Below are 15,114 nucleotides of genomic sequence, written 5' to 3' on the forward strand. Positions count from 1 at the left end.
GCGCAGGACTCAGTCGTCTTGCGCTTCGATCATATCGACCCGTGTGGCGTGGCGGCCACCTTCGAATTCGGCACCCAGAAACGCATCCACAATATCCAGCGCCTGACCTTCGCCGACAACGCGCGCGCCAATCGACAGCATGTTGGCATTGTTGTGCTGGCGGATCATCCGCGCAGAAAACGCATCCGAACAGACACCGCAGCGAATGCCGGGCACCTTGTTTGCGGCCATCATGATGCCCTGACCCGTGCCGCAGAGGATAATGCCCAATCCGCAATCCCCCGAAGCCACGGCCAGTGCCGCGGCCTTGCCGTGTTTGGGGTAATGGGTGCTTTCAGGGGTCGTCGGGCCGATATCGACCACGTCCCAGCCTTGCTGCGCGATGTGGTTGGCCACAGCCTGACGCAGCTCGATTGCCGCGTGGTCGCTGGAAAGAACAATGCGTTTGTTGCCAGTCATGGAGATCGGTCCACTTGTGTCGCTGATCGCGCACATGGGTCAGGCTTGTGCGCAATCGGTGGTTCAAAAAGAAAGGGACGACACATCCTGTCGCCCCGTCCAAACTCAATCCATCTGGTACATGGATTCGTAGATCGGTGTCAGCGTCTTGTCTTCGAACAGGGATGACACGCTGGTTCCGTTCCAGATGTTCAGGATCGCCTGCGTAAAGATAGGCGCGGTCGGAACAATGCGGATGTTCTTGGCGCCCAAAATCTCTTTGGTCGGCTGGATGGTGTCGGTCAGCACCAGCGACTTCATCACCGAATTTGTCACCCGTTCCACCGCAGGGCCGCTCATGACGCCATGCGTGATGTAGGAATGAACCTCTTTCGCACCGTTATCCAGCAGCACCTGCGCCGCCTTGCACAGCGTTCCGGCGGTGTCGCACATGTCGTCCACGATCAGACAGATCTTGTCCTTCACATCCCCGATCACGGTCATCTCGGCCACTTCGCCAGCTTTCTCGCGGCGCTTGTCCACGATCGACAGAGGGGCGTTGATCCGCTTGGCCAGTTCGCGTGCGCGGGCCACGCCGCCCACGTCGGGTGAGACCACCATGATTTCATCTAGATTTCCCTTGAACTGATGCTTCACATCCAGCGCAAAGATCGGCGAGGCATAAAGGTTGTCCACGGGCATATCGAAAAAGCCCTGAATCTGGGCCGCGTGCAGGTCCATTGTCAGGATCCGTTCGATCCCGGCCCCTGTCAGCATGTTGGCCACCAGCTTGGCGCTGATGGGCGTGCGGGCCTTGGTGCGACGGTCCTGACGGGCGTACCCGAAATACGGGATCACGGCGGTGATCCGCTGCGCGGACGACCGGCGCAGCGCATCGGCGATGATCAGCAGTTCCATCAGGTTGTCATTGGCCGGGTTCGAGGTCGGTTGGATAATGAACATATCCTCGCCGCGCACATTTTCGAACACTTCCACGAAAATCTCACCGTCGTTGAACCGTTCGACACGCGCATCGACCAGACCCTGATCAACGCCTCGGTACAGGCTCATGCGGCGTGCGATGGCTTGGGCAAGCGGAAGGTTGGCGTTCCCAGCGATAAGCTTGGGTTCGTGAAGTGTCGGCATCGGCTGAGGTCCCCGGGCAGCAATGGCAATGTGACAGAATCGTGATGTTGACACCGCTTAGCATGGCCTTACCGTCCCGCAAAGGTAACGCAGCGGAGAAAGTGCACATGACCCAGATTGACTACTTTTTTGCGACACTCTCGCCCTATTCCTATCTGGCAGGGATGCGGTTGGAAGAAATCGCGGCGAAACACGGCGCGACGATCAACTATAAGCCGCTGGACATTATCGCCCTGTTCGCGCGCACCGGGGGGACCCCTCCGAAAGACCGGCATATCTCTCGTATCGAGTACCGCGCACAGGAGCTGCTGCGCCAATCGAAGAATCTGGGGATGGAGTTCAATCTGAAACCCGCGCACTGGCCGACCAACATGGCCCCGTCATCTTATGCGGTTATTGCCGCGATCAAGGACGGCTCGGGCGATGTGGGTAAGCTGTGTCATAGCTTCCTTCGCGCCTGCTGGGCCGAGGAAAAGGATATCGCACAGGACGATGTCATCCGCGAATGTCTGACGCAAGCCGGGTTTGATCCCGGTCTGGCAGACAGCGGCTTGCTGGTGGGCGCAGAAACCTACGCCGCCAACCTCGAGGAAGCCGTGGACCGGGGTGTCTTCGGCGCACCGTTCTACATCACGCCCGACGACCAGCGGTTCTGGGGTCAGGACAGGCTGGACGATCTGGACCGGCATCTGGCCGAGATGACCGAGTGACGGTCGGCGCCGTGACGCGATCCGTTTTCGTCAGGCACTTGGGCGAGGGGGAGCGGAAACTGCTCGCCCTCCATTGCACGATTGCACATTCCGGTGCCTGGTCCGGTTTGGCCATTGTGCTGGATGGTTGTGCGTCATTTATTGCCCCGGATATGCTGTCGCATGGGCGCAGCCCGGATTGGGACGGGCAGGTTGATTTCTTTGACGCTGTGACCAAACCGGCCCTGGCTGAATTGACCGAACCCATGGATGTAATCGGGCATTCCTTTGGGGCGATGATCGCGCTTAGGCTGGCGATCGAACATCCCGACCGTGTGCGCAGCCTGATCCTGATCGAACCCGTGTTCTTTGCAGTTGCAAAACAGGATGCGCCGCTGTTGTTCGAACAGCACGAACGGGACTCCGAGCCGGTCAACGCGGCCTTCGCATCTGGTGACAAGGTTTTGGCCGCGCGCCTGTTCAACAGGGCGTGGAGCACAAAGATCAGCCCCAAATGGCCTGATTTGCCCGAACGCACGCGGGCAAATATGGTGCGCGGGATCGATGCGGTTCCGGCTGTGCAGCCTGTGCTCTACGATGATCAGGCAGGTTTGCTTGACCCGGATAGGCTCCGGCGTGCATCGATGCCGACCCTGCTGCTGAGCGGGTCAGAGACGCCGCCGGTGATCCACGCGATTTGCGCCGGGCTGCAACGGCGTCTGCCTGATGCGCGCCATGAAAGCATCAGCGGCGCAGGGCACATGCTGCCGATTTCACACCCTGATGAAACCGGCGCTTTGCTGCGGGCGTTCTGGCAGGCCAACGCCCCGTTAGGCGTCAAAGCAGATTGAGAAACTGATCGATCTCCGCCGCTCCGATGGACCAGTCGCAAACCAGCCTGCACGCGAGGTTTTCGTTGTTATCCTCGCCTTCCAGCTCTGCACCCCAAAGGTGATAAACCGCGCCTGCCTTGTGCAGTTGCTTGTGCTTCGCGCGTGGGAATGAGGCAAAGATCATATTGGCCTGCGGTTCGTGCAGAAATGCGGCCCCCTTGGCGCGCAACCCCTCGGCCAAGCGGGCGCAGTTGTCATTGGCCTGACGCGCCATCTTCAGCCACAGGTCGTCTTCCAGATAGGCCGCCATCTGAGCGGACAGATAGCGGTGTTTGGAAAACAGATGCGCCCCGCGCTTGCGCCGCAGCTCAAACTCCCAGGCTTTGCTTTCATCAAAGAACACAACCGCCTCGACACCCATGAGACCGTTCTTGGTGCCACCAAAACTGACAGCATCTACACCTGCTTTCCATGTCATATCCGCAGGGGAACAGTTCAGCGCAACCAACGCGTTGGTAAAGCGCGCGCCGTCCAGATGCACGGGCAGGCCGTACGTCTTGGCGACCTCGCACAGGGCCTGCAACTCTGCCAGCGAATAGACCGATCCGCGCTCGGTCACTTGTGTGATCGACACAGGTCCGCGCTGCGGCCCATGTACGCCGCGTGTTTCCTCGCCCAGAATTGACCCGCGCAAAGCCTCAGGGGTCATCTTGTCTCCGCCCGGTACCAGGGTCAGCTTGGCGCCGCTGTAAAACTCCGGCGCGTTGCATTCGTCCTCGTGGATATGCGCGACTGGGGAACAGAAAACCGTTTCCCAAGGCTTTGACAATGTTGCAAGGGCCAGAGAATTCGCGGCTGTCCCCGTCGCCACCAGATAGACCGCAGCACCCGGAGCCTCGAAGATGCTGCGGATACGGTCGCGCACCTCGTTCATCAGCGTATCCGCACCATAGGCCATCTGATAGCCCTGATTGACCTCGGCCAGCCTGGCCATGACCTGCGGATGAACCGGCCCGGAATTGTCAGACGCGAAATGCATCAGCTTGGCTCCTCGATTATGTAATCTTCCCACTCTTCCATGGGTGTCTCAAACTCGGACACTGTGCGCCCCTGAACCGAGACCCCGGCGGCATGCACACTGTCCGCTGTACCAGATATCAACGGGTGCCAGTCGTAAAGCGGTTTGCCTTCCCACAGCAACCGATACGCGCAGGTTTGTGGCAACCAATAGGCATGTTCGTCGATATTGTCGGGGGTCATGACGATGCATTCGGGCACGAATTGATGCCGGATGTCGTATTGTACGCAGCGGCAGCTTTCGTCATCCAACAGGCGGCACGCGACGCAGGTCAGGGCAACCTCGCCCGTGTCTTCATCTTCCAGCTTGTTCAGGCAGCATTTGCCGCAGCCATCACATAACGCCTCCCACTCGCGCTGGTTCATTTGGCGCAGGGGTTTGCGCTCCCAAAACCGGGCAGGCAGGCCCGCGCGTTCAATCGGATCAACACTCATAGGGTGGTCAATATACCGCGGGCCTGTTTGCAGTCGGCATCCATCTGCGTGATCAGACTCTCCAGCCCGTCAAATGTCATCTCGGGGCGCAGAAAGTCGATCAGACCCACCGACAGCGTCGCCCCGTACAGATCGCCCGAAAAGTCGAACAGGAAGGTTTCGATATTGGGCACCTGGCCGTTAAACATCGGACGTACCCCGATCGAGGCCGCGCCGTGATAGCTGCCTTTATGCGGCCCATCCAACACGTCCACCAATACGGCGTAGACACCGAACTTTGGCGGGTGCAGCCCTTCGATGGACATATTCGCGGTGGGAAAGCCCAACTCGCGCCCGCGCTGTTCGCCCCCGATCACTTCGCCTTCGATCCGGTGCCAGTGTCCCAGCATCGCGGCTGCGTCCCGCGGTCGGCCGTCGCTCAGCGCGGTGCGAATGGCGGTTGAGGACACAACGTTTTCCGACCGTTCCATCAAAGGCGCAATCGTCACGCCGAACCCCATGTCCCGCCCGAACCGCACCAGATCCTGCGCCGTGCCGCTGCGGCCCTTGCCAAAGCAGAAATCGGCCCCCACCACGACATGCGACAGGCCCAGCCCGTCGCAGATCACGTTGCGTGCAAACTCTTCCGGCGATAGCCCTGCCAGCGCGGCGTTGAACGGCAGTTCATACAGCTTCTCTACGCCCAGCTTTTCCAGCCGGTGCGCCCGCGCATTGCCCCGCATCAGGCGGAACGGAGGCGTGTCCGGCGCAAAATACTCCCGCGGATGCGGCTCGAAGGTCAACACACCCAGCGGCGCGTCTGGCGCAGCATTACGGGCCAGTTCGATGACCGACTGGTGCCCCAAATGAACGCCGTCGAAATTCCCGATTGCCACGCTGGCGCCGCGATCTTCTGGCTGGACGAACTGGATATCCCGGATGATGTGCATAGACGATTGCGTAGCGGCGCGAGTCAATTTGTTCAAGCGGCAGTTTGAATTCCAAGAATGCGATCCTGCGAATGAGCTTTGAACATTTCGCTTGGCCGGGAAAATGCACGAGGCCAATCCAAGTATTTCAGGTCAGGCGCCTCCAACCGCTTGATTCAAAAAAAACTCTGGGTTTAGACTGAAAATCCGGTCCCCTGGATTTAGGCGCACCGGATCAAAGCCCGGCCAGGTTCGAACGAACCCAGCACAGGAGGCAGACCCATGTACCGAATGCGACTGTTCGCGATTCGTCATGCCCGCACTTTCGAGTGGATCTATAAATGTGTCGAACGCGGCATGGTCGCGATGGACCCGCTATTTGCAAAGATCGGATATAACCGCGTCGAACGCCCCATCGCACTGGTCGAGAAGGGCGTCAAAACCCTGTTGTTCGATTGCAAGATGTGCGGGCAATGCGTGTTGTCATCCACCGGCATGTCCTGCCCGATGAACTGCCCAAAGCAATTGCGCAATGGCCCATGTGGCGGCGTACGTCCCGGCGAGTTTTGTGAGGTGAAGCCGGATATGAAATGTGTCTGGGCCCTGGCTTGGAACGGAGCCAGCCGCATGCGGAACGGAGCCGACAAGATAAAAGAAGTTCTGCCACCGGTGGAGCACACGTTGAAAGGCTCGTCATCCTGGTTGCGGGTCAGCCGCGAGATTGCAGCGCACGAGCGCGAGACCCGGGATGCTGCCCGATTGGCGCTGGCCGAGGCATTCCCCGAAGCGCGCGAGAATGAACCTTCTGCGGCACCACTGGCCGCCGAACCACCCAACGCGATAAACCGGGAACTGAAGAAATGAGTGATACCCATCGCAACGAGGTGGAGCCGATTGGCTATGTTCCGGTTCCCCAAGGATATGTGTCGCACAGCCGGTTGGAAAAGGTACTCCGTTCAGGCCGTTTCGCAGTCACCGCCGAATTGAACCCACCCGACAGTGCCGACCCCGAGGATGTTTTTCAGGCGGCCCAACCGCTTGGTGAAGTGGCTGACGCGATCAATGCAACCGATGCTTCGGGCGCGAACTGTCACATGTCCTCGATTGGGATTTGTGCCTTGCTGACGCGCGCGGGTTATTCTCCGGTCTATCAGATTTCCTGCCGCGACCGGAACCGGATTGCCATTCAGGGAGATGTTCTGGGGGCTGCGGCGTTGGGCGTCAGTAACGTGCTGTGCCTGACCGGCGACGGCGTCGGCGTCGGGGATCAGCCGGGGGCAAAACCGGTTTTCGATTTCGATTCCCTGACCCTGTTGCGGACGATCCGCACGATGCGCGATCAGGGAATGTTCCTTTCTGGTCGTAAGATCACGCGCCCGCCGCAACTGTTCCTTGGTGCTGCCGAAAACCCCTGTATCCCGCCTTATGACTGGCGACCTGACCGTCTGGCAAAGAAGGTTGAGGCCGGGGCCGAGTATATTCAGACCAATTACATCTACGACATTCCGCTGTTCGAGAAATTCATGGCGCGGGTGAGGGATGCGGGGCTGGACAAGAAAGTGTTCATCATCGCGGGCGTCGGCCCCATCGCGTCAGCGCGTGCGGCACGCTGGATGCGCAGCAATGTTCCCGGCATTCACATCCCCGATCAGGTCATCGAGCGGATGGAGAAAGCCGAAAAGCCAGCTGACGAGGGCAAGAAGATCTGTATCGAACTGATCCAGCAGATCCGCGATATCGCGGGGGTGTCCGGCGTTCATGTGATGGCCTACAGGCGCGAACACGTGGTGTCAGAGATCATTCTGGAATCCGGTGCGTTGAAAGGGCGAAAACGCGCCCGACCGTCCTGAAAGGCACAGGCAAAAAACAGCGTCCAAACAAAAAAGGCACCGGTCGGGCGCCTTTTGCATGGAAGTGTTCGCCGATCAGTCGAACTTGCGCGACGGGGCCAGTACCATGGCTTCACCGATCAGAACCTTCTTGCCCTCGACCGAGCAATGGCAATCCAGTTTGACGCGACGCTTGGAAAAGTCGATGTCGATAACTTTGACCTCGGCGTAAACCATGTCACCGGGGCGCACGGGGGCCAGGAACTTCAGTGACTGCCCCATATAGACCGTGCCATGGCCCGGCAGTTGTTCGCCAATCACGGCCGAAATCAGCCCAGCTGTCAGCATCCCGTGCGCGATGCGCGCTTCGAAGATTGTATCGCGGGCATAATCATCATCCAGATGCACCGGATTCCGGTCTGTCGAGATCTGCGCAAACATCTCGATATCTTCGTCCGTCACCACTTTGCGCAGGTGGCGGGACATGCCCATTTCGATGTCTTCGATACAGATCGTTCCGCGTGGAAGATTGTCCAACATGTTGCCCTCACTCGAAATCGACCGAGAAAGAAAAAACCACTATCCGGCCTAGGTTGGCAACTTTATTACTTCGCAGTTGCAGAAAATCAAGTCTTTTCTTGCTATCTCAATCGACCGATAGTGTAGGTCGGGTTGATCTTTTCCCTTTCGATATAAGCCGTTAGGGATTCGTGATCCGGATGGTGCGACGTTTTTGTCTCGGCCGCCGCCAGCCCGCCCGAAATGAACAGGGAATCAATGCCTTCACCCATACCCCCCAGAATGTCCGTATGGGGGCCGTCGCCGATCACCAGAATGTCGCTATCCGGGATATCATGGCCCAGTTCCTGCAACCTGCGGCGCGCCAGATCGTAGATCGGCGGGTGCGGTTTGCCGAAATACAGGCTCTCGCCGCCCATCTCGGTATAGAGCTTTGCCAAAGCGCCGGCACACCATTCGCGCACCTCGCCGCGATCGACAACAATATCGGGGTTTGCGCATAGCAGCTTCATGCCCATCTGCTTGGCATAGAGGAAATCGGGGCGGTTCACGTCCGGGTCAGCCATCGGATCAAAGGGACCACAGCAGACGATCCCTTCGGCCTCTCTTAGCGGGACACGTTCGATATGGATCGGGTGGTGCAGCAGTTTCAGTGGCTCGAAAAAGCCCGCATCGCGCTGCCATTCCCCCATGAAGTAAACCTTGTGCCCGACAGCGCCACGGAACATCGCCGACCGCGCGGAATCGCCGCTGGTGGCAATGGTGTCATAGGCGTCTGCGGGAACATTGAACTGCACCAGTTGCTCGGCCACACCCGCGCGGGGTTTGGGCGAGTTCGTGACCAGCACGACAAGCCCCCCGTCCGCGCGATAGGCTTGAAGGGCTGCAACAGCTTCGGGATAGGCCGTGATCCCGTTGTGAACGCACCCCCACAGATCGACAAACAACGCTTTGTAGCGGGCAGAGATTTCGGAAAGCGCGTGAACGATCTGGGTCATATGTGGCCTCAAGCTGAAACTGCACGAGCCTTATGACCGATTGGCAAGGGATTGGCCACCAATCGATCGGTGGCCGCCCTGTATTTCGTCGGTTGGGTAAAGGTCTGTTTAAGCGCAATGCCGAAGGCGCAGACTGAAGACCAATAATGCGAGGCCCGTTTTACTCAGAATGACGGACCCCGCGTGTTTTTTCAGACCTTCAGGTTCGGAATGATCTGCTTTTTACGGCTCATGATGCCCGGCAGAACCACGGCGTCGCCATCGACGGATGCACCAAAGCTTTTCTCGGCAACGGTTTTGACCAGATCATTGGGCACCAGCAGGGTGGCTTCCTCGTTCAGGATATCGACGACGAACAGCAGCACCTGATCGACACCGTCTTCTTTGGCGACATCCACCATCGAACCCGCCAGGCTTGCCTTGCGGTCCAGAATGACACCCGGCGCAGTGGTTTCCAGAACCGAGACGCGGAATTTGGTGCCATCGACCTCGTATTCCTTGCTGTCCATGCGGATCAGTTCGGCATCCGAGAAGGACGAGACATCCGATTTCGCCGCAAACATATCTGCCGCGTAAGCCGAGATATCCAGCTCCAACTCGGCCGCCAGCCGCTCTGCGACCTCGCGGTCATGGGGCGTGGTGGTGGGCGAGCGGAATTCCAGCGTGTCCGAAAGGATGCAGGTCAGTGCCGCGCCCTTGATGGCGTCGGGCATCTTGGCTGCATCGTCGCCCATCAGGTCAACCATGATGGTGGCCGTGCAGGCCAGCGGGCGCACGGTGATGTCGATCGGGCCTTTGGTTTCCAGACCACCGACCAGCTTGTGGTGGTCGATGATGGCGCGGATGTCTGCGTCATTGACGTTGGCGGGCAGTTCGGCGGGGTTGTTGGTGTCGACGATGACCACCGGAGTGTCCGCGGCCAGATCGTCCAGGATGCGCGGTTTGGGCAGGTCCCAGTTGTCCAGCATGAACGCCGCTTCGGTGTTGGGTTCGCCCAACAGCACGGGCTCGGCCTGCACACCTTTGATTTCGTTAAGGTACCACGACCACAGGATCGGCGAGCCTGTGGAATCGGTGTCGGGGGATTTGTGGCCAAATACGAGCGTTGTCATGTCAGCGTCCTGCGGAATGGAAATTTGCGCGCCTTATAGGGCGGACAAACGTCCTTGTCACGCCACAGCAGCCCGTCTGCGACGCTTGGTCTGAAAACCGCTGAACCGGCTTAGAAAGCGGCGCGTGTCAGCGTGTATCCGGCCTGCTCCAGCTGGTTCAGCAAACCGTGATCGTCACTCAGATGACCTGCGCCGACCGCGATCACCGCTGTCTGATCCGTGATGGCCAGAATATGCTCCATCCACAGGGCATTCCGCTGGACCAGCATCTGCTGCTCGAACCCGTTCCATTCCTCATCGAAGACGTCCCGGCTCAGCCCGGATTCCTCGAACCCCTGCAGGCGGGCAAATTGTATGATCTCGGCGTGCTTTTCTTCCAGATATCCATTGGCCATGGTGGCCAGTTGATCGTTGCTTCCCATCATCGCCCCGGACAGCCGCACCAGCGACTCGACCTGCTGTTCCAGAGGGTGGCTGTCGAACATGGCGATCAGGTCGTCGATACGTTCCAGCGAGTATTGCGGAATGCCGTTTTCTGCGGCCAGATCGTTCAGGCGGGCGTCCATGCCGTAGGTCCCGTTCGGATCTTCCATCATGCAGGGCGGGATGCTCAGCATCATGCTCAAGAACCACGGTCGCATTTTGGCTGCCATCCAGCCGGGAATGCCGCGCTGGTTCAACGCGGTCGAGAATGCGGCCCAGTCTTCATCTCCCATCAGGTCGATCAGGGTCGGCCCGGATGTGATCATTACAGCGTTGAGATTATTGGCCAGGTTTTTTTCGAATGCGTCCATGTCAGTCTGGGTGACTTCGAAATAGAACGCGTCAGCCTTGCTCAGGTCCGGAGACAGGCGTTCAACCACCTTTTCCATGCGTTCGTCATACGTGTGCAGGGTGCCAATGATGTGCAGAACCGTGTCATCCTTGCGCGCAATCCAGTGGTTGCCTTCCGGAAAGGGGATGTCCGCCACCGCGCGCTGCAACTCGGCCCGCGCGTCATCCGACAGCTGCGGGCGCAGGTCCTGCCCATCGCACGCAGCCGCAGCCGTGATCGGGGCCAGTAGAAAAGCAAGAAATGTCAGCAGGCGCATGAACCCATCCGGTGTTGTGTCATCAAGGTGTTCCAGACATAGCCATGCCTGCGACCCATGTTCAAGCAACCCGTCTGGTATTCCTCAACAATCTGCGTAGCATAGGCCCCATGAACCGCGAGCAGGACCTCTATCCCCCGATCAAGGCGCTTTTGGAGCGTCAGGGATACACCGTCAAAGGAGAAGTGGGCGCTGCCGATATCGTCGCGATGCGCGAAGACGAGCCGCCTGTGATTGTCGAGCTCAAGCTCAGGTTCACGCTGTCCCTGTTCCATCAGGCAATTGCCCGCCTGAAACTCACGGATCAGGTCTATATCGGGGTCAGCAAACCCACCGGGCGCACGGCCCGGCGGGCGCTCAGGGACAATCTGGCGCTGTGCCGCAGGCTTGGTCTGGGTCTGATCACCGTACGTACCGATGGCACGGTCGAGGTGCAATGCGATCCGGGGCCCTATGCGCCGCGCAAGAACAAGGCCAGGGCGGCGCGGCTGCTGCGCGAATTCGACCGGCTGGAGGGCGACCCCAATTCCGGGGGCGCGACACGTCATGGGATCGTGACGGCCTACCGCCAGGATGCGCTGAAATGCGCGGCCTTTCTGGCCGAACACGGCCCGGCCAAAGGGGCCGAGGTCGCCAGATCGGTGGGTGTTCCGGTCGCCACCCGGTTGATGCGGGAAAATCACTATGGCTGGTTCGAGAAGGTTGAAAAAGGTGTCTACGCTCTTACCTCTGAGGGAACAGACGGCTTAAAACACTGGGCCTACAGCTGGGAACAGGCCGACTAGGCCGTTCTCAAAAAAATCCCAAACACCTTGTTGACTCGGCGTTTTAGACTCCCTAGCTATGCGTCGTTATCACTCACACACACCGAGTGCTAACGCCTCGTCGAATGGCGAGGGGAGGATAAACAAAACTTTGAGCCCAAGGAGCTGCAAAGATGGCATTGAAACCGCTTCATGACCGTGTGCTGGTTCGCCGTACCGAAAGCGATGAAAAAACCGCAGGCGGACTGATCATTCCTGACAGCGCAAAAGAAAAGCCCAGCGAAGGCGAAGTCGTCGCAACCGGCGAAGGCGCGCGCAAGGACAGCGGCGAGCTGATCGCAATGGCGGTCAAGGCTGGCGACAAGATCCTGTTCGGCAAATGGTCGGGCACCGAGGTCCAGGTCGACGGCGAAGAGCTGCTGATGATGAAAGAAAGCGACATCATGGGGATCATCGAGTAAGCCCGCGCTTTCTCTGATCTTCCACTAAACACATTTTCTCAAGGAGAAACGACATGGCTGCAAAGGACGTCAAGTTCGACACCGATGCCCGCAACAAGATGCTGAAAGGCGTCAACATTCTGGCGGATGCTGTCAAAGTGACCCTGGGCCCCAAAGGCCGCAACGTGGTTCTGGACAAATCCTTCGGCGCACCGCGCATCACCAAAGACGGTGTTTCGGTTGCCAAGGAAATCGAACTGGAAGACAAGTTCGAAAACATGGGCGCGCAGATGGTGAAAGAAGTCGCCAGCCGCACCAATGACGAAGCCGGTGACGGCACCACCACCGCGACCGTTCTGGCGCAGGCCATCGTAAAAGAAGGCCTGAAGCAGGTTGCAGCGGGCCTGAACCCGATGGACCTGAAGCGCGGCATCGACCTGGCAACCGCCAAAGTTGTCGAAGGCATCCGTGCTGCTTCGCGCGAAGTCAAAGACTCGGCAGAAGTTGCTCAGGTTGGCACCATCTCGGCCAACGGCGAAGCTGAAATTGGCCAGCAGATCGCGGACGCGATGCAGAAGGTTGGCAACGAAGGCGTCATCACCGTCGAAGAAAACAAAGGTCTGGAAACCGAGACCGATGTTGTCGAAGGTATGCAGTTCGACCGCGGCTACCTGTCGCCTTACTTCGTCACCAACGCAGACAAGATGATCGCAGAACTCGACGACTGCATGATCCTGCTGCACGAAAAGAAACTGTCTTCGCTGCAGCCGATGGTTCCGCTGCTCGAGCAGGTGATCCAGTCGCAAAAGCCGCTGCTGATCATTGCAGAAGACGTTGAAGGCGAAGCGCTGGCAACTCTGGTTGTCAACAAACTGCGCGGCGGCCTGAAAATTGCTGCTGTCAAGGCACCGGGCTTCGGCGATCGCCGTAAGGCCATGCTGCAGGACATCGCAATCCTGACCGGCGGTCAGGTGATCAGCGAAGATCTGGGCATGAAGCTTGAGAATGTCACCATGGACATGCTGGGCACCGCCAAGAAGATCGAGATCAGCAAAGACGAAACCACCATCGTCGACGGTGCTGGCGAGAAAGCCGAGATCGAAGCACGTGTTGCTCAGATCCGCACCCAGATCGAAGAAACCTCGTCGGATTACGACCGTGAGAAGCTGCAGGAACGCGTTGCCAAACTGGCAGGCGGTGTTGCCGTTATTCGCGTCGGCGGCATGACCGAAGTTGAAGTGAAAGAGCGTAAGGACCGTGTGGACGATGCTCTGAACGCAACACGCGCAGCCGTTCAGGAAGGCGTCGTTGTAGGCGGTGGTGTTGCTCTGGTTCAGGCCGGTAAAGCACTGGAATCGCTGAAAGGCGCAAACGCTGATCAGGACGCAGGCATCAACATCGTGCGCAAGGCTATCGAAGCGCCGCTGCGCCAGATCGCCGAAAACGCAGGCGTTGACGGTGCGGTTGTTGCAGGCAAAGTGCGCGAATCTTCGGATCCGGCCTTTGGCTTCAATGCTCAGACCGAAGAATATGGCGACATGTTCTCGTTCGGCGTGATCGACCCGGCCAAAGTTGTCCGTACCGCTCTGGAAGATGCGGCATCGGTTGCCGGCCTGCTGGTCACCACCGAAGCGATGGTTGCAGACAAACCGCAAAAAGATGCACCTGCTGGCGGCATGCCCGACATGGGCGGCATGGGCGGCATGATGTAAGCACGTCGAATTCGCCTAAGCGAATTCCGACGACCCCTGACAGGCGTTTGGCTGCAAGGTCAGGCTGTCGAGAGGGGAAGCAAAGTGCTAACGGACGGGGTCGCCTTTTGGCGGCCCCGTTTCATTTCCGATGGCCGCAATGCGGCCATGCCTCCGGCGGGAGTATTTTGTAAAAGATGAAGGCTGGGCCGCGTGTGCCCGAATTGTGAGTGTCCAACGCGCCGCCAAGTCGGTATGTGGTTGAAATGCGACTGTTCCTTCTGACCGCCCTGACCATGTGCGCCTTTGCGGCGAACTCCATTCTGAACCGGCTGGCTATCGACAGCGGGTCCAGTGATCCTGCGGGGTTTGCCATTATCCGGGTTCTGGCGGGGGCGTTGGTTCTGGCCGCACTGATCCTGCTGCGTAGAGGACATTTGCCCCTTCGCAACCGCAGGCGCGTCATCGGGGCCGGGTCGCTTTCCCTGTATATGATCGGGTTTTCCATTGCCTATCTGACGTTGGATGCGGGGCTGGGCGCACTTATCCTGTTTGCCGTTGTGCAGATCACTATGTTCGCCGCCACCGCCCTTGCCGGGGTCAAACCCACCCGACGACAGCTGGCCGGGGCAGCGATTGCACTGGGTGGTCTGGCCTGTGTCCTGTGGCCCACAGGAACAGTGCAGGTCGATCCAACCGGAACCGTTTTGATGATTGCAGCCGGGATCGGCTGGGCAGCCTATTCACTGGTCGGGCGGTCCGAGCCTGATGCGTTGCAGGGCACGGCCGCAAATTTCATCGTCGCGCTGCCGGTAACCGCGCTGGCCCTGATGGCCACAGGGGCAGAGTGGCACATGACCGGATTGGGCTATCTCCTTGCGGCCTTGTCAGGTGGCGTGACCTCGGGTCTGGGATACGCCTTGTGGTATCGCGTTCTGCCCCGGCTGGCACCTTCAACGGCGGCGGTCGTCCAGCTCAGCGTGCCGGTGATCGCGATTGTGGGCGGCGTGGTGCTGTTGGGGGAAAGCGCGGGTGTGCGGCTGCTTGTTGGTGCGGCACTGGTTTTGGGCGGTATCGCGCTGGCTGTCCTGCGACGTCAACGTGGGAAGGGCTTTTAACGCAGGCGTACAGGCTTTATCTGGCG

17 protein-coding genes are annotated in these 15,114 nt (G+C 59.1%); 8 read left to right on the forward strand and 9 right to left on the reverse strand.

Annotated elements, in window-relative coordinates; all coding sequences use genetic code 11:
* Positions 1-9: 9 nt before the first annotated feature.
* Entirely contained in the window at positions 10-459 is a 450-nt protein-coding gene (rpiB, locus tag ACR0ES_RS07485) for a ribose 5-phosphate isomerase B (RefSeq protein ID WP_480487551.1), read from the reverse strand.
* Positions 460-564: 105 nt separating this feature from the next.
* Positions 565-1,584 (reverse strand): ribose-phosphate pyrophosphokinase, encoded by a 1,020-nt coding sequence (locus tag ACR0ES_RS07490; protein WP_209504798.1) that lies wholly within the window; start codon positions 1,582-1,584, stop codon positions 565-567.
* A 107-nt stretch (positions 1,585-1,691) separates the two neighbouring features.
* Between ACR0ES_RS07490 and ACR0ES_RS07495 the strand changes: the two genes are divergently transcribed.
* Complete coding sequence (locus ACR0ES_RS07495) at positions 1,692-2,294, forward strand: DsbA family protein (RefSeq protein ID WP_480773774.1); 603 nt, start codon at positions 1,692-1,694, stop codon at positions 2,292-2,294.
* An 11-nt stretch (positions 2,295-2,305) separates the two neighbouring features.
* A complete protein-coding gene (locus tag ACR0ES_RS07500; RefSeq protein WP_480773773.1) occupies positions 2,306-3,124 on the forward strand; it encodes an alpha/beta fold hydrolase in 819 nt (272 codons plus the stop codon).
* Here the strand turns inward: ACR0ES_RS07500 and ACR0ES_RS07505 are convergent.
* From ACR0ES_RS07505 to ACR0ES_RS07515, 3 genes are read right to left on the reverse strand one after another with little or no spacing between them, the layout of a single operon-like run.
* Positions 3,111-4,145 carry a threonine aldolase family protein gene (locus tag ACR0ES_RS07505; protein WP_480605204.1) on the reverse strand — a complete coding sequence of 345 codons (1,035 nt, stop codon included), beginning with the start codon at positions 4,143-4,145 and terminating at the stop codon, positions 3,111-3,113. The two genes, ACR0ES_RS07500 and ACR0ES_RS07505, sit on opposite strands and share 14 nt — an antisense overlap.
* Entirely contained in the window at positions 4,145-4,618 is a 474-nt protein-coding gene (locus ACR0ES_RS07510) for a YcgN family cysteine cluster protein (RefSeq protein ID WP_480493604.1), read from the reverse strand. Before ACR0ES_RS07510 ends, ACR0ES_RS07505 begins: the two co-directional genes overlap by 1 nt.
* Positions 4,615-5,547 (reverse strand): bifunctional riboflavin kinase/FAD synthetase, encoded by a 933-nt coding sequence (locus tag ACR0ES_RS07515; protein ID WP_480475451.1) that lies wholly within the window; start codon positions 5,545-5,547, stop codon positions 4,615-4,617. Before ACR0ES_RS07515 ends, ACR0ES_RS07510 begins: the two co-directional genes overlap by 4 nt.
* 261 nt (positions 5,548-5,808) lie before the next feature.
* Between ACR0ES_RS07515 and ACR0ES_RS07520 the strand changes: the two genes are divergently transcribed.
* Entirely contained in the window at positions 5,809-6,390 is a 582-nt protein-coding gene (locus ACR0ES_RS07520; protein WP_480487559.1) for a methylenetetrahydrofolate reductase C-terminal domain-containing protein, read from the forward strand.
* Positions 6,387-7,376, forward strand: a complete 990-nt coding sequence (locus tag ACR0ES_RS07525; RefSeq protein WP_480475455.1) for a methylenetetrahydrofolate reductase — start codon at positions 6,387-6,389, stop codon at positions 7,374-7,376. Before ACR0ES_RS07520 ends, ACR0ES_RS07525 begins: the two co-directional genes overlap by 4 nt.
* Before the next feature lie 75 nt (positions 7,377-7,451).
* On the opposite strand, the gene ACR0ES_RS07530 is transcribed toward ACR0ES_RS07525, so the two are convergent.
* The 4 genes from ACR0ES_RS07530 to ACR0ES_RS07545 form a co-directional block, all read right to left on the reverse strand.
* Positions 7,452-7,895: a MaoC family dehydratase gene (locus tag ACR0ES_RS07530; protein ID WP_480870048.1), complete on the reverse strand. Its 444-nt coding sequence runs from the start codon at positions 7,893-7,895 to the stop codon at positions 7,452-7,454.
* Positions 7,896-7,996: 101 nt separating this feature from the next.
* Positions 7,997-8,872 (reverse strand): TIGR01459 family HAD-type hydrolase, encoded by an 876-nt coding sequence (locus ACR0ES_RS07535; RefSeq protein ID WP_267362988.1) that lies wholly within the window; start codon positions 8,870-8,872, stop codon positions 7,997-7,999.
* A gap of 191 nt (positions 8,873-9,063) precedes the next feature.
* A complete protein-coding gene (locus ACR0ES_RS07540) occupies positions 9,064-9,984 on the reverse strand; it encodes a manganese-dependent inorganic pyrophosphatase (RefSeq protein WP_480475459.1) in 921 nt (306 codons plus the stop codon).
* Positions 9,985-10,094: 110 nt separating this feature from the next.
* Positions 10,095-11,075 (reverse strand): TraB/GumN family protein, encoded by a 981-nt coding sequence (locus ACR0ES_RS07545; RefSeq protein WP_480870050.1) that lies wholly within the window; start codon positions 11,073-11,075, stop codon positions 10,095-10,097.
* A 110-nt stretch (positions 11,076-11,185) separates the two neighbouring features.
* Between ACR0ES_RS07545 and ACR0ES_RS07550 the strand changes: the two genes are divergently transcribed.
* From ACR0ES_RS07550 to ACR0ES_RS07565, 4 genes are all read left to right on the forward strand, one after another.
* The gene (locus tag ACR0ES_RS07550; RefSeq protein ID WP_480557812.1) at positions 11,186-11,860 is read left to right on the forward strand and encodes a DUF2161 domain-containing phosphodiesterase; all 675 of its coding nucleotides are present in this window, start codon (positions 11,186-11,188) and stop codon (positions 11,858-11,860) included.
* A gap of 152 nt (positions 11,861-12,012) precedes the next feature.
* A complete protein-coding gene (gene groES, locus ACR0ES_RS07555; RefSeq protein WP_170536247.1) occupies positions 12,013-12,300 on the forward strand; it encodes a co-chaperone GroES in 288 nt (95 codons plus the stop codon).
* Between the two features lie 53 nt (positions 12,301-12,353).
* Positions 12,354-13,991, forward strand: coding sequence for a chaperonin GroEL (groL, locus tag ACR0ES_RS07560; protein ID WP_267362982.1), 1,638 nt, complete (start codon positions 12,354-12,356; stop codon positions 13,989-13,991).
* Positions 13,992-14,236: 245 nt separating this feature from the next.
* A complete protein-coding gene (locus ACR0ES_RS07565; protein WP_480482255.1) occupies positions 14,237-15,088 on the forward strand; it encodes a DMT family transporter in 852 nt (283 codons plus the stop codon).
* The last annotated feature ends 26 nt before the right edge of the window (positions 15,089-15,114 follow it).

The organism is Ruegeria sp. N7 (assembly GCF_056531345.1).